13 protein-coding genes are annotated in these 20,163 nt (G+C 45.0%); 7 read left to right on the forward strand and 6 right to left on the reverse strand.

The window, feature by feature from the left end:
• Window positions 1-184: 184 nt before the first annotated feature.
• On the reverse strand, window positions 185-3,055 hold the full coding sequence (locus QME03_RS02510; RefSeq protein ID WP_281723353.1) for a hybrid sensor histidine kinase/response regulator transcription factor: 2,871 nt from the start codon (window positions 3,053-3,055) through the stop codon (window positions 185-187).
• Between the two features lie 325 nt (window positions 3,056-3,380).
• Here QME03_RS02510 and QME03_RS02515 point away from each other — a divergent pair, with 325 nt between their 5' ends.
• The 6 genes from QME03_RS02515 (at window position 3,381) to QME03_RS02540 (ending at window position 8,084) form a co-directional block, all read left to right on the forward strand.
• Entirely contained in the window at window positions 3,381-3,644 is a 264-nt protein-coding gene (locus QME03_RS02515; protein ID WP_273147700.1) for a hypothetical protein, read from the forward strand.
• A 379-nt stretch (window positions 3,645-4,023) separates the two neighbouring features.
• Window positions 4,024-4,629 (forward strand): DUF2589 domain-containing protein, encoded by a 606-nt coding sequence (locus tag QME03_RS02520; protein WP_025816762.1) that lies wholly within the window; start codon window positions 4,024-4,026, stop codon window positions 4,627-4,629.
• A gap of 149 nt (window positions 4,630-4,778) precedes the next feature.
• Window positions 4,779-5,516: a hypothetical protein gene (locus QME03_RS02525; protein WP_025816763.1), complete on the forward strand. Its 738-nt coding sequence runs from the start codon at window positions 4,779-4,781 to the stop codon at window positions 5,514-5,516.
• Window positions 5,517-5,541: 25 nt separating this feature from the next.
• Entirely contained in the window at window positions 5,542-6,132 is a 591-nt protein-coding gene (locus QME03_RS02530) for a hypothetical protein (protein ID WP_281723354.1), read from the forward strand.
• A 754-nt stretch (window positions 6,133-6,886) separates the two neighbouring features.
• A complete protein-coding gene (locus QME03_RS02535; protein WP_281723355.1) occupies window positions 6,887-7,435 on the forward strand; it encodes a glutathione peroxidase in 549 nt (182 codons plus the stop codon).
• Window positions 7,436-7,619: 184 nt separating this feature from the next.
• Complete coding sequence (locus QME03_RS02540) at window positions 7,620-8,084, forward strand: MarR family winged helix-turn-helix transcriptional regulator (protein WP_281723356.1); 465 nt, start codon at window positions 7,620-7,622, stop codon at window positions 8,082-8,084.
• 409 nt (window positions 8,085-8,493) lie between these two features.
• On the opposite strand, the gene QME03_RS02545 is transcribed toward QME03_RS02540, so the two are convergent.
• Window positions 8,494-10,401: a heavy metal translocating P-type ATPase gene (locus QME03_RS02545; protein WP_281723357.1), complete on the reverse strand. Its 1,908-nt coding sequence runs from the start codon at window positions 10,399-10,401 to the stop codon at window positions 8,494-8,496.
• A gap of 171 nt (window positions 10,402-10,572) precedes the next feature.
• On the opposite strand from QME03_RS02545, the gene ruvB reads away from it, so the two are divergent.
• Window positions 10,573-11,607 (forward strand): Holliday junction branch migration DNA helicase RuvB, encoded by a 1,035-nt coding sequence (ruvB, locus tag QME03_RS02550; protein WP_025816770.1) that lies wholly within the window; start codon window positions 10,573-10,575, stop codon window positions 11,605-11,607.
• A 282-nt stretch (window positions 11,608-11,889) separates the two neighbouring features.
• Here ruvB and QME03_RS02555 read toward each other — a convergent pair whose 3' ends face one another.
• The 4 genes from QME03_RS02555 to QME03_RS02570 all read right to left on the reverse strand — a co-directional run bounded on the left by QME03_RS02555 (window position 11,890) and on the right by QME03_RS02570 (window position 19,725).
• Window positions 11,890-14,004 carry a S46 family peptidase gene (locus tag QME03_RS02555; RefSeq protein ID WP_281723358.1) on the reverse strand — a complete coding sequence of 705 codons (2,115 nt, stop codon included), beginning with the start codon at window positions 14,002-14,004 and terminating at the stop codon, window positions 11,890-11,892.
• A gap of 215 nt (window positions 14,005-14,219) precedes the next feature.
• Complete coding sequence (locus QME03_RS02560; RefSeq protein ID WP_273147685.1) at window positions 14,220-15,680, reverse strand: lipopolysaccharide biosynthesis protein; 1,461 nt, start codon at window positions 15,678-15,680, stop codon at window positions 14,220-14,222.
• A 2-nt stretch (window positions 15,681-15,682) separates the two neighbouring features.
• The gene (locus QME03_RS02565) at window positions 15,683-16,912 is read right to left on the reverse strand and encodes a nucleoside recognition domain-containing protein (RefSeq protein WP_281723359.1); all 1,230 of its coding nucleotides are present in this window, start codon (window positions 16,910-16,912) and stop codon (window positions 15,683-15,685) included.
• 293 nt (window positions 16,913-17,205) lie between these two features.
• Window positions 17,206-19,725: a zinc-dependent metalloprotease gene (locus QME03_RS02570; protein ID WP_281723360.1), complete on the reverse strand. Its 2,520-nt coding sequence runs from the start codon at window positions 19,723-19,725 to the stop codon at window positions 17,206-17,208.
• Window positions 19,726-20,163 lie beyond the last annotated feature (438 nt).

The raw sequence follows: 20,163 nt of genomic DNA on the forward strand, positions 1-20,163 counted from the left end.
ATAGCGAGATTACCAACTTTTTAGGGCACTTTTTTATCCCGAACTGGCGTAATAAAATATACTTTTACATAGTTTAGTCCCAAGCATCCTTACACCAACATCTGGAATAAACGTGTTGAAAAGTTGTGTTTACTAAATTTTCTACACCAATAAGCGATACACGCTAACAAACTAGTAACGTCCATCACGGACAGTTCTCCCTTCGATAGTTAGTTGGCGTAACGCCAGCCACCGTTTTAAATGCGCGCACAAAATTAGAATAATCGTTAAACCCACATTTATCGGCCACCTCCCCTAAGCTCATTTGGGGGTTATTGACAAGCAAGTTTTTGGCTTTTTTTATCTTCAGGCGCAAGATATAGGCCGATGGCGTGTAGCCAGTGAGGGCATTTATCTTGCGATAGAACTGTCGAGGGCTCATGCACATCAATGATGCCACAATAGCAACATCAACATCCTTACCGCCACTTATCTGCATATACACCGCACTCGACACCTTAGCAAGAAATCTTAGGTCGACATCTTTGGCGGCAGGCGCCTTAGTATCATCGTCTTTTTTAAACTCGGCCGACATGGTTGCAAACTTCTTTTGCAGCAGTTTGCGCCCTTGTAGCAGTTTGTCGGCCCTAGTGCGCAGTTCGTTGTCATTGAAGGGTTTGGCCAGATAAGCATCTGCACCGGCCTCAATACCCTTAATGCGCGCTTCTTCGGTTATCTTAGCCGTGATGATGATGATGGGCACATGATTAATTATTTCGCTGTTGCGCACCTGTCGGCACACTTCCAGCCCGTCTAAGCCAGGCATCATCAAGTCGGTTACAATTAGGTCGGGCACTAGTTCAAGTGCCTTCTCCAATCCCACCTGTCCATTTTCGGCATAGACCACGGCATATCGGCTATCAAACTGGCCACCGATATAGCTGGCAACATCCTTATTGTCTTCGATAACCAGCACACAACACTCGTTGTTTTCGCCAATGCGGTCGGTGGGGTTATCGCTTTCGTGAGGCAGCAAAGGCTTGCAGTTCTCCGTATTGGGGGTTAGTGGTTTGGTGCAATGGTTGTGGATAGGCACCTTAATAATAAAGGTAGTGCCCTTTCCCTCCTCGCTTTCTACGGTGATTGTTCCTTTCGAGGCATCCATAATCTGCTTAACAAGAGCCAAGCCCACGCCTGTGCCTATCTGCTTCAGCTCGGTGTTGTCTTGATAGAAAGGTTCGAAGACGCGTTCCAAGGCTTTTTTACTAATGCCCTTACCAGTATCGGCCACAGTGACAACAAGTTGTTGGTTTTCGCTTCGCACCAAAACGCTAATTTTGCCATAGGCAGGCGTGAACTTAAAGGCGTTAGAAAGCAAGTTGTTAATCACCTTAACCACATATCCAGGCACAAAATCCATCACAATTTCGTCTTTAGCAAACATCTGTAAATCTATCTTATGGCTTTGTGCATAGTCGTGATAGCTCTCAACAATCATAGCCATAAAGGCCACGATGTTGCCGTTGCGCCAGTCGGGATTGCCCACAGCCGACTTGATTTTGGATATATCGAGCAGTTGGTTGATGAGTGTTAGCAAACCTTCTCCTTGTCGCTCAATCACCTTAGCCGTATCTTTGCAGTTGGTGGCAGTGTCTTTTTGCATATCGCGACTAAGACCTAAAATCACCGTTAGTGGTGTTCTAAACTCGTGCGTGATATTGGTAAAGAAAGTTTCGCGCAAGGCCGCCATTTTCTTTAGGGCCAAATGGTTTCGCCTTTGAATGCGCTGAATGTAGAGAAAGGCTGTCAAAGCACCCAACAGCGTTATAAGGGCCAAGCCCAAAAGGGTGAAGCCCACGTTGCGGGTGCTGCGTTCTTCTTCAAGCGTATGCCTAGCTTTGTCTATCTCGCGCATCTGCCTGTTGCGTTCAATATTAAGACTAATGTTTTGAATGCGGTTCACCTTCTCCATGTTAATCACGCTATCCTGCAACGCTGTAGCCAGTTCGTGCGAAGCCAAGGCCAGTTGGTAATTACCAGTTTCCTTCGCATGCGTGTAATACAAGGAGTGAATATCGGCCAGATGTTCGGTACTTTTAATTCGCTCTGCAATCTCTTTAGCCTTAGCAAGAAACTCCATCTCCTGCGTATCATTGTGTATAATGTGATTAATTCGGGCCAAGGCAATAAGAATATCCAGTGTATGCCACTCGTCTTTCGATGCCTTCATAATCTGATAAGCCTCATCATACTCTTGATGGGCCTTATCATATTGTTTGCGTTTTTCGTGAATAGAGCCATAAAACATATGGCAAAGAGCGATGCCCAGATCGCTATGTCCCAGGGTATTCATCTCCATCGACTTGCGATAATACACGAGGGCCGAGTCTAAAATTCCCTTTTGTTCGAAGATAGAACCAAGATTAGCATAATTAATGGCCTGTCCCACGAAGCTATGAAGTTGTTTTTCGCCCATCAAAGCCAGTCGCAGAGCACTGTCGGCCCGTTCAAAGTTGCCCAGCGTCATGTAGATATTTCCCAAACCATTGAGCGACACCACACGATTTTTCTTTGCAGCAATGGTGGTGTCGGAGTGTTCGTTGCTCAACAACCACGCCCGATAATGATAATCTTGAGCCACATCAAGCACCCCAATACGTCGATAATCAGTACCCACATTATTAAGTGCCTGCACCCATTCGAGTGTATCGCCAATGGCTTCTGCCTGTTGTTGACCCAGGCTATGCATGTTCAGCGCCTCTTCAAATCGGCTTTCATTGCGCAATAGCTTTCCACATTCTCTCAAAGCAACGATACTTCCAAGTTTGTTTCCGCTTGTTTCAAATTGCCGTTGTAACAGGGTTAGCGAGTCGATGTTCTTCACAGGCATTACCAAACTGTCGATTGCTTTTCGCTCGTTTTCGTTGTACGTGGCAACACGTTTGTTGCACGAAGCCAAAAACACAAGGCATGCCACCAATGCCAAAGGCAAAGAGCGCCAAAGGCACTGTGCCTTTGCGTGGGGATTAGCGCAAAGGTTGGAAGCCAATTGTTTATCCTTGTAAAGATGTTGCATAGTCTGAATGATTAGGGGGTGTTAATAGTAGTGGCATTTACATTGCCAAGTCGATTTTCCCAATTACAAAGTTAGGTGTATTTATCGTAGTTTGGTACGCGTTAAACAAAATTTAAGCAATAAATATTATGTGAAAATACGTAAATATGTCATTAGTAACAATTTGAAAGCTAACTAATTAGAGAAATATATGTTCCGACAGTGACAGACGATTTATAAATAAAGATGTCTGATGTTACAACATAAATGTCCGATATAGATACCCATAAGACATAGATATAGTTCTAACTTTGCAACATAAAGGAATAACCCTAAAGAAAGCTATATGGAAAAGCAAGTGAGCAAAAAGCCAACACCCAAGCAAAGGCAGAACATGCAATTCTCGGAAGATAGGTTTGAGCTGCTTGAAATCATTCATGAAATGATAAGCGATGAGCTTGAGCGTAGAGGGATAGCAAATACAAACAATGCAGACGATGCCAAGAAATCGTGTTTGCCTATCATCGAGAAATCTCCTCGCAGCTCGCTTAAAGATACAATGTGTGAAAAGCTAATATCACTACTACTTTCGCGCCATCCACAGAAATAAAACTCAAGGTATAAGCACTAGGCAAAATAAGTGTAATGATAAAAAGGCACTTCTATCAAAGGGCTAGTCTAAAGCTGGTGTAGAAACTTTTAAGCATGTTTGTGGCAATTGTGCATTCGGGCTACAAGCTTAAGAACGTTGGAAACGAATCGGAGAATAAGGTGGAGCAATGATGGTGTGCAATGGTTAATGGCTAACATTGATCAATGACATGCAGAGTTAAATTAGGCAGGAAATAAAACTCAGGCCTTTTAAGAACCATTATCTTCCACTTAAAACGCAAAATGCTTGCAACGCTATCCATTCATTTAAACCTAAAACTAATGTTTTATCGCGTGATATGAACAAACTTAAGTATTAACATTTAATCTTTTAATTTATGGCAGACTCAGATTATGGCAAAGAATTAGCCAGTTTAGACTTTAAAAACCTAATTGGAGGACCGCTGTCGGCTGTGGTTGAAGCACAAGCTATGGCGGCAGAGAGTACAGTCAACTTTATTAAAAACATGGGATTTGACCAAGAGGGGAACCCACAGTATGTAACGTTTAAATATCAAAAAAGTGCCACGCAGGCAGAGGGAGAAGCCAAACAAAGCGATCAAAATGAGATGATGGAAATGCAAGTTCCTTTCCTTACACTCATCCCCATTCCTTTTATTCGCGTAGATGAAGCCACTATCGACTTTAATGCGAAAATCAATGCTATTAACTATTCCACCAAAACATCCGATCATAAGTTTGACGCTGGAAGCGATCGCCGTAAGGGCTTTATTGGGCGTCTATTGGGTATAAAGGCTTCATACTCGTATAAGAGCACCACAAACTCGGGGAATAGGGTGGAACGTACTTTTACCTTGGCTATCCATGTGCGCGCTGTGCAAGATGAAATGCCTGGTGGTATGGAGAAAATTCTTGGCATATTGGAGTCGTCGATTCGCGACAATATGGTGACAAGACAAGCTGCCGGGGTAGAGAAAAAGTAAAGAGATGAAGTAAAAAGGTAAACAAAAAACTTTATCAATCTCTATACTTACTTCCCATTTTGTTCGGCAGGCATCGTGCTTGTTTATATTTGAACAACTTTTACCTGCCGAACACTTCATTATTCTTTCTTTATAAATATTGCAACGCTATGATAGAACTAAGCGATTTTTTAGGGAATATCCTCTCACAAGTTAGCGAAGCTCGCAAACACGCCGATGAAGCAAGTATAGCATTGGCAGAATATTATGCACAAGACAAGCTCTTGCGCTGTCTTCCTGTGCCACGTGTGCGCCTTCCTAATATTGAGCTCACAATACCTGTGGCGATAAAAGAGGTGAAACACAAAACGGCTTATAACCCATATCCTGGCTTACCGAAAAAGGAAATTGTACGAACTATCTTCCGTACGATGTACACTGAAGAAAGCAGGCGCAATGAAGAGTTACCCAATAGACTTCCCAAAGGCTTTATTACCATTAACAAAAAGCTTATCCAAAACACCGACAAACTGAGTGCTCAATTACGAAAATCTAACGAAGTAGACGCGAATGTGCTGGATGATTATCTAGACAACTGTATTAAAAAGGCTTCAAAAATAATGAAACCATCACAGAGAGGGGATATAAAGAATATCACTCAACTGAAGGCACGCTTAAAAAAAGAACTGCTTGATATTATCCCCATGCGCCAAGGAATGCTGTCTAACCTGGGTATCACTGTACAAACCAACGAGATAAAAGAACTTGACGTGGCAGGTGGGCAGACTATTACAATGAAGCTTTTTATTAAAGAAGATTCCTTTGAACTGGTAAGAAAGAATGAGGAAGGCAACGACAACAACGTGAAAGGGAAGGAGCTAGACAATTATTATATTGCATTAGAGTGACGATTAGCACCAAACATCTTTTGTTATGAAACATTCCATTACCCTATTTATTGATAAAGCAGAGGAGATGATAAGGGAGGTGTCTGATATTGCTAACTTGAGTAACGACAACATCTCTAACTTTGCACACGCCCTTGAGCTGTGGTTGATAAAAGCCGAACAATTATTTAAAGAATACAACCATGGCGAACAGGCGTTATTGGCTGCTGTGAGACCCTCGGTGATATTAGCAGGATGCGCCGGAGCTATTGATACAAATGATGCTATAACGGGCAGAAGAAAAAGACGAAAAGCCTTACTTGCAGAGTATCTAAAACAAAGTGTAGACTTCTTTTATAGGCCGTATGCACGAGAAAAAGAAAAGGTGGACGAGGCAAACGATATCGTAAGACAGGTGGTTCTTGTTGCATTGCAAACTGGTTTGCTCAACAATGTGTCTTTGACTTTACCTATCAAAGCAGAGCAATTGGTAGAAATTCAAAACTTGCTCTATACCGATGACGAACTGAGTAAAGGTATTAACCGTACATTGGCCATCATTGCTTATCCCGATTTGCTACGACTCATCGACCTAAATCTTACAAATGTGCTTTCTGGCATTCGATATTCTAGATAGATTTCTTAGTCTTTTAAGGCCTAAACTTAGGTGTTCTTACACTAAAACATTGCAAAAATACACTTACTATTACGCAGGGAATTGTGGAGACGTTTTTAAATTGGCTGGGGTAGGAATTATTGTTCCTAACCCAGTCTTTCTGTTTTTTTGAATGGCGAAATACATTTAAGTTCTATAACCCCAATTGTTTCTACTTTATAAAGACAACTATTTACATCAAAAGCATATTAAAGGTCATTCGTATCAGAGGTTGAAAAGATTGCCTGTGACAACCATTGTAGTTATTGTAAACAACGTATGCTATTTTGAACGCACAATTAAAAGACACCCACTGTCGTAAACTATGGTTTACCGAGAAAATGAGCGGAGGCGAGATTAAGAGCAACAAAAACACTTTGCGCCTAAAAAACTGCAAAAATCGCTAATGCAACGACCTTTCAGTATGCTTTGTTAATATCTGTTTACATAAATCCATCGCGCACGATATTTATTTAAATGGCGTTAAATATTAAATTACATCGCTTGCGATATTAAATTAAAAACCTACCTTTGCATTGTAAATCAGGAAACTTAAGGGTGCGGCTAGGTGGCCTCTTTATGGCTCGCTAACTTGCTAACAACAAAACCTAACCAGTAGTGACCTTACATTGAGTGGCATTGGCCTTGCTTTAAACTTGTTTTGGCTTTTCATACACTCGGCCTCACACCTTTAACGTTTTTCTTTCACAACAACACATTTATAACACATACAACTATGGCAAAGATTTTTGATTTTAATCTGCAAGACAAAAGTGGCAAAGAGGTGAGCCTCGAACGTTACAAAGGTAAGGTGCTGCTAGTGGTGAACACTGCAACAGGTTGCGGTTTTACTCCCCAATACGAAGAACTGGAGGCGATGTACAAGCGTCTAAAGGATAAAGGACTTGAAATTTTGGATGTGCCTTGCAACCAATTCGGTCACCAAGCTCCTGGAAGCGACGCAGAAATCGGCGAATTTTGCACCCTTAAGTTTGGTGCTAGCTTCCCCCAATTTAAGAAAAGCGATGTAAACGGTGCTAACGAATTGCCACTGTACAAATGGCTAAAGCAACAAAAACCTTATGCTGGCAATGCCTACGAAGAGAAGTTGGCTGCTATCATGGAGGACCTTTATAACAAGGCTAACAGCGAACCGCGCAAGAAAGACGACATTCAATGGAACTTCACCAAGTTTGTTGTTGACCGCAATGGCGATGTAGTGGCTCGATTCGAACCCACACAAAGCCTCGAAGAGGTGGTGAAGGTGGTTGAAGCGCTTCTATAATTAACGCCATTTGCTGGTGCCGAGTGTTGCTTACAGTGCCTTTTGATAGGCGAGAGGCACGACTTAGACCTGCAAAACACATAGCTTTTAAAGGATAGTGGGGAGGGAAATCGCGCTCTCTTGCTATCCTTTTGCTTGCATTTCACACCCACCATTTTATAAAAACATATCACAACGCATAACGATGGCATACGAAGAAATAAAGCTGCAAAACCAAATTTGCTTTCGACTGTACACAGCTTCGCGATTAATAACCCAGGCCTACGAACCTTTTTTGCGCCCTCTTGGCATTACCTATACGCAATATCTGGTGCTGATGGTGCTTTGGGAAACCGACGACCTGCCTGTTAACGACATTGGCAAACGCTTGCTTTTGGGGGTTAACACCATGTCGCCACTTATCAAACGTATGGAGGCGATGGGGCTACTTGCTCGTCGCGAGAGCGCCACCGACAAGCGACAACAAATTGTTTTCTTAACGCCTAAGGGTAAAGCACTCGAACATCAGGCGGCTACAATCCCTTCTTGCATGGTAAACAATCTGCAATCGTGCAACATCCAAACGGAGCAGCTCACCGATATTGTGCCCATTCTGGACGAACTAATTTTTAATCTTTCGGCCAAAGAAAGTAAACAAGGCGCTGAATAACACGCCTATTGTCTTGGCTCTGCCCCACCCTGTGATGTAAAGTGTATGTGTTTGGCGCAATAAGTTGTAGGTAATGCCCAAACAATGAGCGATGAAATGGGAGGTTTTAGGAGGATTTTAACAACACTAAATTCGCCCGCCCACTCCCTTTTGGCCAGGAAAACATCGTGGTTTGATAATAAACGACAGGAAAAAAGCGATGCGTTACGAAGCAAAACAAGGAGTAAGAGCAGGCAAAATATAGGCTTTTTGCGCCCCACTCGCCTTGAATGGGTGGCGCAAAAAGGATAGGACGCTAAGTTATATTACAGAATTTGAACGAAGGTCTTAACCATGAAAGCCACAAATAGTAAGCAATGAAGCAGACAGATTAACCATTACATCACATCACTACTTGCAATTGGGGCGTTTAGGGCTTAAATTTCATTAGCCTCATCGCGTTAACCACAGCTAACAGAGCCACACCACTATCGGCAAAAACGGCTTGCCAGAGCGTGGCAATACCAAACAAACCCAGTGCCATAACCAGCAGTTTAACACCAATGGCAAGTGCAATATTTTGCCAAACGATGGCGCGCGTGGCGCGAGCAAGGCGCAAAGCATGAGCCAAACGCGAGGGCTGGTCGGTTTGCAACACCACATCGGCTGTCTCAATAGCCATATCGGCACCCCTTGCACCCATGGCAACACCCACATCACTGATGGCCAACACAGGTGCATCGTTGATGCCATCGCCCACGAAAGCCACTTTTCTACCTTGCTTTTGTAACGTTTCGATGCGCATTGCCTTATCTTGGGGCATCAAATCGCCCATGGCTTGCTCAAGTTGTAGCTCGTCGGCCACTTTATCAACCAATGCTTGCTTATCGCCAGAGAGCATCTCCACATGGCTTATTCCTAAGAGATTAAGCATCTCGATGGCCTCTTCGGAATCGGGTTTAATCATGTCGGCCAGTAAGATACAACCGATGAAACGGTCGTTTTTGGCACATGCCACGATGGTTTCGGGTATGGTTTGCAACTCTTCGGGATAGCTAATACCGTGCTTATCCAGCAAACGCAGTGTGCCAGCGAGCCATCTTTCGCCCTCGACAACAGCCTTTAAACCCAATCCGGCGAGGTTTTCGGCATCTATTTTTGGTCCATCGCCATAACTTTTTACTATGGCTTGGGCAATGGGATGCGTGCTGCTTCGCTCCATAGCCACCACAGTTTGCAGGTCTTGGGGCTGTAGTTGCAGGATTTGTCGCACGCCAAATTCACCCGTAGTGAGCGTACCTGTCTTGTCGAACACCACCGTATCAACGGCCGTTAGTGCATCAAGACTGTTTCCACCCTTAAACAACACGCCCATGCGCGAAGCACTACCTATGCCTGCAAAATAACTTAAGGGAACACTAATAACCAATGCACAGGGGCAAGAGATAACCAAAAACACCAACGCGCGATGCAACCATGTGGCGAAATGATATTCATACGTGGGTGAGAACTGAGCATAAAGCCATGGCAAAACCACGGTGAAAAGAGCAAGAAGAATAACAACAGGGGTGTAAATGCGCGCAAAACGGCGGATGAAGAGCTCGGTTGGGGCTTTGCGCTCGCTGGCTTCTTCCACCATTTTAAGTATTCGTGTTAGGGTACTTTCGCTTTGTGGGCGCGTCACTCGGAGCGTAGCAGTGCGCTCAAGGGCAATCATTCCAGCCAACACTTCGCCAGCATGTCTCATTTGTCGGGGCAAACTCTCGCCCGTAAGGGCTGCTGTGTCGAAGCTAAGAAAAGCATCACGCTGGTCGTCGGGCAACAACAGTTCGCCATCTAAGGCCACTCGCTCGCCTGGTAGCACCTCGATAACATCACCCACATTTACTTCTTCGGGGGCAACAAGCACTTGTTGCATGACATTTTTTTCGCCATTCCATCGCTGCAATCGCACATATTCAGGTCGATAATTGGTTAAACTAGCAATGTTATGCCGCGCCTTATCCACAGCCAGGTCTTGAAGTGCCTCGCCAATGCAGTAAAGTAACATCACTGCCACAGCCTCTGGATATTCGCCAATGGCAAAAGCACCCACGCAAGCCACACTCATCAGCATAAATTCGCTGAACACTTGGCCGTGCAGAGCATGTTCTATGGCCTCGTGCATCACGCCCAACCCAACGGGAAGGAAGGCCACAATGTACCAAAGCAGTTGCACCCAAGGCGATGCAAACCATGATAGGTCTATGCAATGAATGACCATTCCAGCCACTAAGAGCAAACTCGAGAGTAAGGGTTGCCACCATTTTGATTTTTCTTCGTGATGATATTCGCACATGATATGGAGTTTTTAGTTTACAAATCAAGCTAGAATAACTAGCTGGAGTTATTATTCTAAATGTTCTATTTGTACTAGAGTTACTTATATTCCTAGTTATTCTAGTTACTACGATGCAAAGTTAAGGGTTAAAACATGCAACCTAGTTGCATTTTTTAGTATCTTTGCATTATGACAGAAGACTTTGACATTAGAGACGAGCGAACGATGCCCAGCGAACGCGAGTTTGAAAACGCCTTGCGACCACCGAAATTCCAAGATTTCAGCGGTCAAAACAAGGTTGTAGACAACTTAGAAGTGTTTGTAGAAGCTGCTAAATATCGCGGCGAACCGCTCGACCACACCCTTCTACACGGCCCTCCAGGACTGGGAAAAACTACGCTTAGCAATATCATTGCTAACGAATTGGGCGTGGGATTTAAGATAACAAGTGGCCCAGTGCTGGATAAACCAGGCGACTTGGCTGGCATTCTCACATCGCTAGAACCCAATGATGTGCTCTTTATCGACGAGATACACCGACTCTCGCCCGTGGTAGAGGAGTATCTTTACTCGGCAATGGAAGACTATCGCATAGATATCATGATAGACAAAGGCCCTTCGGCTAGGTCGATTCAGATTGATTTGAACCCGTTTACGCTTATCGGAGCCACCACGCGCAGCGGTTTGCTTACTGCTCCACTGCGTGCACGCTTTGGAATTAATCTGCATTTGGAATATTACGACCCCGAAACACTGGCACGTATCATCAAACGGTCGGCCCGAATACTGAATGTTCCCATCGACGACGAGGCTGCAATGGAGATTTCAAGACGCTCAAGAGGCACGCCCCGTATTGCCAACGCTCTGCTTAGACGTGTGCGCGACTTTGCTCAAGTGAAGGGGAACGGAAGCATCGATATGGTTATCGCCCGACTATCGCTCACCTCGTTAAACATCGATCAGTATGGTTTGGACGAGATTGATAATAAGATTTTGCTCACCATCATTGATAAATTTAAGGGCGGACCCGTTGGTGTGAGCACCATCGCAACAGCTATTGGCGAAGATGCGGGTACGCTTGAAGAGGTGTACGAACCTTATCTTATCATGGAAGGTTTTATTAAACGCACCCAAAGAGGTCGCATGGTAACCGAACTGGCTTACCAACACCTGGGCAGAAACATGTACTTGAGCAACGCTAAAGAGCCTGGTTTGTTTGATTAAACTTGTCGCTAATTATCGTTAAAGCCTTTGAACTGTGTTTAATCCATCCATCGCTTAATGTTTTAATAAACTTATTGTATTGGTATAACAGAACAATTTGCAACAAAATGGTTAACAAAAGAACAGCAAATTGACTGTTATATGTAGACAAATTGACGAGTAGACGGGTGAAGAGGCTTATTTATCGCCAATCACCACATCTACTCGTCAATCATTTTTATGGTTTAACGCGTAAAAAAATCATGCTTTAAGCCATTAATTGGTTAACTTGTAACCATCGAATTACAATCCCATTTCCTTCAAAAGACGGTCGGCATGTCCCCATTTATCCATCATGAAGAGCATGTAACGAATGTCTACACCGATGCAACGAGCCAAATGCGAGTCGAAAAGGATGTCGCTCGACAAGCTATCCCAGTTGCCATCGAAGGCCAAACCAATAAGTTCGCCTTTGCCATTGAACATGGGCGAGCCACTATTTCCGCCCGTAATATCGTTATTGGTGAGGAAACAAAGGTGCATGTTATGGGTGTTTTTATCGGTGTAACGACCAAAATTCTTCGATGAAAGCAATTGTTTCATGATGGGTTCTGCCTCATAGTCAACATTGGTTTTGGCCTTATCCATCTTCTCTACAATACTTTCGGGAGTGGTGTAATAACCCAATTCTCTGCCGCCGATGGAAAATCCCTTCACCTGTCCGTAGCTTAGACGCATGGTAAAGTTAGCATCCGAATAGTGGGGCATATCTTCTTCCATGCGCAATTTGGCAGCACAGAGATAGCGTTCTTGTGCCTCGATGGTGTCGTTGATGGCACCCATGCCCTCGGTAAGGTCGTAATAAATGTCCATAATGTCTTGCCCAAAGCGCACACCAGGGTCTTCTTTATAAGCCTTGGTATTGAAGAACAGCTTAGCACCTTTCTTCATAACGATAGAACGAGCATACAAATCATCAACAAAACGCTGGTAATCGCCACCAAAACGCTGGTCGATAGTGGCATAGAATTTGGGCAAATAGCGATGGCCCACATGCTCGCGATAGTTCTTTAGCAACACAGCCAACACCTCTTTATCTAGTGCTGCATCCCATTCGTTGCTGTTATCGGCAAACTCATGATATTGCTTTGACGCAGGTTTTTTAGGTCCTTTCACTTCCAAACCGCCCATAGCAAGGCGCATGGCACGCGTTGCAAGTTCGTTGGTACGACGGAATGTCTCCAACCAATAATAGCGCGTACGCACACGGTCGAAGCGTTTTTCGTAATAAGAAGCAAGCTTATCAAAATCGAGTTTTCCTTTGAGATAGCCCGTTGAGTCTTGCCATTGACGCAAACGAGCCTCGTAATCGCGTTTCTGTTGCACCAAACCGATTGAGTCGATGCACTTGTTCATACCCAATGAGTTCTTCCAATAGTTGGCACTTTGCGCAAATTTAGAGTCGTATTTGATACGAACGGCTTCGCTTGCACGCATGTGTCGGCGCATCACATCTTGCTTAACGCCGCGCACTTGTGCACGTGGAGTGTTCTCGCAATCGCGTCTTTCGATGATGCCATAACTTGAGATATAACGGCTAGTACTACCAGGATAACCCATGGTCATAGCGAAATCGCCTTCTTTATAGCCATCTAGTGAGATGGGAGCCCAATGTTGTGGACGATAAGGCACATTGTCTTTAGAGTACTCGGCGGGACCGTTTGTCGCGGGATTAGCATAAATTCTGAACACAGCAAAGTCGCAAGTTTGACGTGGCCACATCCAGTTATCGGTTTCACCGCCAAATTTTCCCATCGACTTGGGTATGGTAAACACCAATCGAAGGTCGTTGAAATCTTGATAAACTGTGGCATAGAAGCTGTTTCCTTCATAGAATGGGTCTATCGAAACACGCAATGTCTTATCCAACTTACGTACCGAATCGGTGAGAACGGTTTGCAACGAGTCTACCAAAAACGTTTTCTTGCTTTGCGAAGCCTTTTCATATCCGCAGGCCATTAGTCGCGAAGTGATGTCTGCTTGCGACTTCATGAAGCTTACAAACATGTCTTTATTGGGCAGTTCTTCTGCAAAAGTCTTGGCATAAAAGCCGTTCAACATGTAGTCGTGTTCTACTGTTGAATGGCTACGAATGGCTTCGAAACCACAGTGGTGGTTGGTAAACACCAATCCATCTGGCGAAACCACCACACCCGAACAATAACCCGAAAAGTTCACCACTGCGTTTTTGATGGCGTCTTTACTTTTGTAGATGTCTGAATAAGGCAGTTTAAAGCCTTCGGCCTGCATCTGTTGGTACACTGCTTGCGGCAGATTGTACAGCGTCCACATGCCTTCGTCGGCCTTCGCCGTTGCGAATGCCACAAGGGTCGCTAAGATAAATGTAATTTTCTTCATATTTATTTGAATTAATGTATTTGTAAGGAGGAAAGGAGATTAGCCGTTTGCTTTGTTGCTCTATGGCTACCTATCTTTTTAACTTGCCAACTTGTTACCTCATCAACCCACAAAGCTAATCACTCCCCTCTCCATTTGGAGAGGGGTTGGGGGTGAGGCTTTACAAAGCTAATCACTCCCCTCTCTCTTTGGAGAGGAGTTGAGGGTGAGGCTATTTATTTCCTCTTCAAATCCCACTTCCATATATGGCCGATGAAAAGCAGCACCAAAACAGTGTTCACAGCCAATGCAACGGGAATGGAAAAATGCGTATTGGCATAGTTCATCCCCATATAGAACAGAACCGTTATGCCCACATACACACCAATACTCATCAGCGGATAAGCGATGGGATATTTGCGTTGCCCCACGATATAGCTCAAAACCATAGCCGTGGCGTAACCTGCAAAGCCAGCCCAAGCACAGGCCATGTAGCCATAACGCGGAACGAACAATACGTTGATGGCAATGAGCACCACACAACCAATACCTGAGAAGTAGGCACCCCAAATGGTTTTGTCTACAAGTTTGTACCAAAACGACAGGTTGAAGTAAACGCCCATCATGATTTCGGCTGCCATAACAATGGGCACTACGCGAAGTCCTTCCCAGTAATCGCGCCCGATGAAATGGCGAAAAACATTGATATAACCCACCACAACGAGAAATGCCAGCAGAGTGAAGATAATGAAATACTTCATGGCTTTGGCGTAAGTATCACGATTGTCTTTGTCTTTCGCCTTGCCAAACACAAATGGTTCGTAGGCATAACGAAAGGCTTGCGTTATCATGGCCATAATCATAGCTATCTTACTTGCTGCTCCGTAAATGCCCAACTGCATGTGTGCATCATTTCCTTTATATATATAAGGGAACAATATCTTATCGGCTGTTTGGTTAAGTATGCCTGCTATGCCCAATACCAAGATGGGCCAGCTATACGAAAGCATACGTTTGAGCAGGGCTTTATCAAAAACGTAGGCGAAACCGCGCAACTCTTTATAGAAACAGAAGGTGATGCTAGCCGTACAAACAAGGTTGATGTAGAAGGCGTAACCTGCACCAACGCTTGGCGAATAAATAAGGTTCACCCATTGATGTCCTCCTTCGTAAAGGGCTGGCAACAGCAGATAGTAAATCAAATTGAGCGAAATATTGCTGCCAACGAAGAGCAATTTGAGGGTGGCAAACTTGATGGGACGTTTTTGATAACGAAGATAAGCAAACGGTATGCACTGAAATGCATCGATGGCTACCGTCGTGGCCATCACCCAAATGTAAGAGGGATGGTCGGCATAACCCATTGCTTGGGCGATGGGATGCAAGAATAGCACCACCATTGCGATGAAAAGGGTTGAAGTGAAACCCACGGAGAGCAGGATGGTGGAATATACTCGTTGCGGATTTTCGTCGCTCTTATTGGCGAAACGAAAAAAGGTGGTCTCCATTCCATAGGTCAATAGCACCAAGAAAAGGGCCGTATAGGCATACAGATTGGTGATTACTCCATAACCTCCGCTTACCGATGTTATCTTTATCGTATAAAGCGGTACTAACAGATAATTGAGAAAACGACCCACAATGCTACTTAAGCCGTAGATGGCCGTGTCTTTAACCAAAGATTTTAAATTTGCCATTATTAAAAGAAAAGGTAAGATATTAATATCGCTGCCACCACTCCTGCTAGGTCGGCAAGAAGACCACAGGTCACAGCGTGGCGCGTATAGCGTATGCCCACGCTACCGAAGTAAACGGCGAGCACGTAGAAAGTGGTGTCGGTGCTTCCTTGGAAGATGCAACTAAGTCTACCAACAAACGAGTCGGCACCATAAGTAGACATCGTATCAATCATAATACCACGCGCACCTGCTCCCGAAAGGGGCTTCATCAGCGCCGTGGGTAATGCCTCGATGAAATCGGTGTTTATGCCCAGCAAGCCCACCAACCAACGAATACCATCTACAAGCAAGTCCATTGCACCCGAAGCACGAAACACTGCCACGCCCACAAGTATGGCCACGAGGTAAGGAATGATGCGAACAGCCGTTTGAAATCCATCTTTTGCACCTTCGATAAAGGTGTCGTAAACGTTCACTCGCTTACAAACACCAGCCACAATAAAGGCCACAATAATTCCCATCAGTAGCATATTGGCCACCGTGGTACTCACTAAGTTCATCGTTTCTTTATCCATTCGCCCGAAAATCCATATTATTCCGGCAACAATGGCACAGGCAACAAATAGCCCGATGAGTGTTTTGGGCTTTAAGAGATTGATTTTTTGGTAAATGCTGGTAATGATTATACCAGCCAAAGTAGAAAAGAAGGTGGCCAGAAGTATGGGGATAAACACATCTGTGGGTTGCGCTGCACCCAACTGGGCACGATAAGCCATGATGCTAACGGGTATCAACGTTAGTCCTGATGTATTGAGCACCAAGAACATAATCATGGGGTTAGAGGCGGTGTCTTTCTTTGTATTGAGCGTTTGCAGCTGCTCCATGGCCTTCAGTCCTAAAGGCGTGGCTGCATTATCAAGACCTAACATGTTGGCAGAGATATTCATAAAGATGCTTCCCGTTACGGGATGTCCTTTTGGAATATCGGGAAATAGGCGTGTGAATACCGGACTTAATGCGCGAGCCAATGCGTTTACCACGCCCCCGCGCTCGCCTATTTTCATCACGCCGAGCCATAGAGAGAGGATGCCCGTTAGTCCTATCGAGATTTCGAAGGACTTCTTTGACATCTCGAATGTGCTATCCATCATGGCAGGAAACACTGTTGCGTCGCCCGTAAACAGCAACTTTATCAGTGCAACCACGAAGGCCACGAGGAAAAAGGATATCCAAATATAGTTTAAAACCATTGTTTACTTGATATTTTCTTATTGGGTGGATGCGATTTTGCGCATCGTGAATGGGGGCTTCGCCCTTTGGCGCACGATGTTTTTTATCTTTGCGCCTAAAGTTAATAGTCTTGACGGCTATACTTTGGGGTGAAAGGCTTCTGCCTTGTGCCACTTTTGCCCCATTTGCACGACACCACGCCTCCATTTGAGGGCCATTTTGTCGATGCAATGGGGCAAAAAGGGCGATATCAAACCATGCCGACAGCTTTTTATTCGCTGCTAGTCGTGGGGTTGCTCTACCCAAACAAAGTCTAACGGTTGTTTCTTCCGTGTTCGCGTTGTTCCTTTATCTGCTTCACTTGACGGGCAAGGTCGGCATAATGTAGGGCGTTGATGCCTGTGGCCGATTGCGCTTGCTCTTTAAGATAAGCCTCTACCTTGTCTAGATGTTGGGCCACATAAAGACGGGCATCGGTGTTAAAGGCTGGTGCTCCAGCAGCAGTTTTTTCTTTATCTTCGGGGTTGAGTATGCTGTTCAGGCGTTCCACGTAGTTGCGTTGCAAGGTTCTTCTACTGCTGTTCTTCAGTTCTTGCGATGCGTTGAGTGGCGTCCATACTTTATCGAAGAGGTCGTTGAGATAGTTTTCCAAACGATAGGCCTTGCTCGAAGCCTGCGAATTGTTGTAGACGGCATTGAGCAAACCCAGCGAGAGCATTGAGTTGAGGGCCACAGATTGCATCTTGGATATCTCGTTGTTGGCATCTACACCGGTTTTTGCCGTTAAGTCGGCGGGATAAAGCCACAATGGGGCGTCGAACACCTGGCGACCAAAATAGTCTATTGCTGCCTTTTGCTTCTCTGCTGGTACAATTTCGTAGGGCAATGTGCCTGGCATGTTGTTGATATAACGGCCTCCGATGTTCTTTGCCACGTGTCCAAAGTAACGCGAGAACTGTTGTCTCACAGCCGTGTACATCTCTCTAAGGTCGTCGTATTGGTCGTTGTCCTGACGTGTCCATTGTGGTAGGTTGGCAATAACGCGCTGCAGGTTTTTCACGCCATAGTCGCTAGCCTTCACATTGTCGTCGCCCAGGTCTTCGCGTTGTGCTCTGGGGTCTTCGTTTGTACCCTCACCGCCAAACCATAGTCGTGGATTTTTGGCTAGTATAGCGGTGGTTTCGGTCATCAGCTTCTCCTTTTCGGCCAGTTCGTCTTTAAATTCTGGGCGATATTGATAGCCCCATTTAATGGCCCATTTGTCGTAATCGTTCACGCGTGGGAACAATCCACGTTCGCTAATATTATCTTCGGGTTGTGCCACATAGTTAAATCGGGCATAGTCCATGATTGAAGCGGTGTGTCCATGCTTTTCTACCCACGCCTTATCGCGAAGCTTTTCAACGGGTGTGGCATAACTAGCGCTCATGTTGTGGCGTAGTCCAAGGGTGTGACCCACCTCGTGCGACGACACGAATCGTATCAGCTCGCCCATCAGTTTATCATCGAATTCCATTTTCCTAGCACGCTTGTCAAGCGGTCCGCATTGCACCATATACCACTTTGTGAGCAAATTCATCACATTATGAAACCAGCAGATGTGGCTTTCGATGATTTCTCCGCTGCGTGGGTCTTTCACATGAGGGCCGTAAGCGTTCTCGGCTTCTGATGGCAGATAACGCACCACGTTGAAACGGGCATCGTCTAGACTCATTGAGGGGTCGTTAGTGGGCCATTCTTTACCTTGAATGGCATTCTTAAAGCCTGCTGCTTCGAAAGCCACATTCCAGTCGTTGATACCTTTAATGAGGTAAGGCACCCACTTCTTGGGTGTTGCGGGGTCGATATAAAACACGATTGGCTTAACGGGTTCAACCAGTTCGCCACGCTGATAGCGTTTCACATCTTTTGGAACGAGTTTAAAACGCGCGATAAACATTTCGCGCTGACTCTTGCGTTGCTCGTCTGAGAAGATGGTGTAAGGGTAAGCAAAGTAGCCCACTCGTGTGTCCCATATGCGTTTACGCATAGGAACCTTGGGCAATTCCACGATAGAGGTGTTGAGCGCTAGGGTTATCGAACCTGTTCCCGAAGCCCTTACAAAACTAGGGGATGCGCCATAAGTGCGCGTTGTTTGCACTTCGATGTTGATGGGATAAGTCTTTACGGTGTCTATAAAAGTGCGGTCGGGCATCTGTCCGCCAATCTTTGTCTTTTCAAACAGCGTTCTGTTAATACCCACAATATTGTTATCGCGTACAAAAAAGCCTGTTACCTCGATGAGGTTCATGCCTTTTTGGGGATTTCCAGCCACAATAGGGAATGCAGCAACGATAGGGTCGGTGGTGCTTTGTTTCAGCGATAGGTATATTCTATCTTTCTCGTTGGCTTCTTGTGTGCGTACAAATGTGCGCAAAAGCATGGTTTTATCGTCGCGTTTTTCAAAGTAAATGGCGTCTTCGTTAACCATCTCACCGCTGAATTTTCCAAATCCTTGGGGCACGCTTGCAAAGCGGGTAACGGCCATAAAGTAGCGTCCCACCATACTGTCGTGCATCTCAAAATACCATTTGTCTTTGATATGTCTCACAGTAAACAGTCCTTTCACCACCGTTCCGCTGTCTTTCATCAGTCGTTCGTAATCGGTTTCTTTTTTCGGTGGCGTAGGCTTTACGTTCATAGGCATTGGCTTCTTGGCCTTTGTCGTGTCTACTTTGGCAGTTTGTGAGGTACTGTCTTTCTGCACTTTTATGGCAAAAGCGCTCTTTGCCTGTGCTTGATAGCCAAGCGCCAAGGCCACCACAAGACAACCAATCGTTTTGTTAATCCCCATAATTTGTTTTGAATGTTTGTATATGTTCATGTTGATTTGGGCGAACAATCCATGTTGTCCGCCCTTTTTGTTCTACAAAGATAGCCATTTTTGTACAAACAATCGCGCCTTGCCTTGCTTGTCAAGGGATTAGGTGCTGGAGATGCTATTCGGTGTGGGGGCTGTTGCTTCATTTTTTACCACCTTGCAGCAATGGTTTTACCGATGAATTGGGCTATTTTTTGCATTCATCGCAACGGGATAAAATATAAGCTGCTGTTTTATGTAAACAATATTTAACTTTTTAAACTTACCGAATTAACATTCATGCTGGCCGCTTGATGGCCTCTTTGGCTCTGCTTGGGTGCGATGCAATGTTTAGATGGCAAGCATACTGGGATGGATTAGTAAAGTGACCATTCACTATGTGTGTCGCTGGCGCTTGGCTTTGCTGCTACA

This window comes from Hoylesella shahii, assembly GCF_937990675.1.
Classification (GTDB): domain Bacteria; phylum Bacteroidota; class Bacteroidia; order Bacteroidales; family Bacteroidaceae; genus Prevotella; species Prevotella shahii.

What these genes read in the sequence shown, in the direction of transcription:
- QME03_RS02570 (WP_281723360.1), bottom strand. Translation starts at nt 19,725, where the DNA reads ATGGGGATTAACAAAACGATTGGTTGTCTTGTGGTGGCCTTGGCGCTT.
- QME03_RS02540 (WP_281723356.1), top strand. Translation starts at nt 7,620, where the DNA reads ATGGCATACGAAGAAATAAAGCTGCAAAACCAAATTTGCTTTCGACTG.
- QME03_RS02520 (WP_025816762.1), top strand. Translation starts at nt 4,024, where the DNA reads ATGGCAGACTCAGATTATGGCAAAGAATTAGCCAGTTTAGACTTTAAA.
- QME03_RS02510 (WP_281723353.1), bottom strand. Translation starts at nt 3,055, where the DNA reads ATGCAACATCTTTACAAGGATAAACAATTGGCTTCCAACCTTTGCGCT.
- QME03_RS02545 (WP_281723357.1), bottom strand. Translation starts at nt 10,401, where the DNA reads ATGTGCGAATATCATCACGAAGAAAAATCAAAATGGTGGCAACCCTTA.
- QME03_RS02555 (WP_281723358.1), bottom strand. Translation starts at nt 14,004, where the DNA reads ATGAAGAAAATTACATTTATCTTAGCGACCCTTGTGGCATTCGCAACG.
- QME03_RS02515 (WP_273147700.1), top strand. Translation starts at nt 3,381, where the DNA reads ATGGAAAAGCAAGTGAGCAAAAAGCCAACACCCAAGCAAAGGCAGAAC.
- QME03_RS02560 (WP_273147685.1), bottom strand. Translation starts at nt 15,680, where the DNA reads ATGGCAAATTTAAAATCTTTGGTTAAAGACACGGCCATCTACGGCTTA.
- QME03_RS02565 (WP_281723359.1), bottom strand. Translation starts at nt 16,912, where the DNA reads ATGGTTTTAAACTATATTTGGATATCCTTTTTCCTCGTGGCCTTCGTG.
- QME03_RS02535 (WP_281723355.1), top strand. Translation starts at nt 6,887, where the DNA reads ATGGCAAAGATTTTTGATTTTAATCTGCAAGACAAAAGTGGCAAAGAG.
- ruvB (WP_025816770.1), top strand. Translation starts at nt 10,573, where the DNA reads ATGACAGAAGACTTTGACATTAGAGACGAGCGAACGATGCCCAGCGAA.
- QME03_RS02530 (WP_281723354.1), top strand. Translation starts at nt 5,542, where the DNA reads ATGAAACATTCCATTACCCTATTTATTGATAAAGCAGAGGAGATGATA.
- QME03_RS02525 (WP_025816763.1), top strand. Translation starts at nt 4,779, where the DNA reads ATGATAGAACTAAGCGATTTTTTAGGGAATATCCTCTCACAAGTTAGC.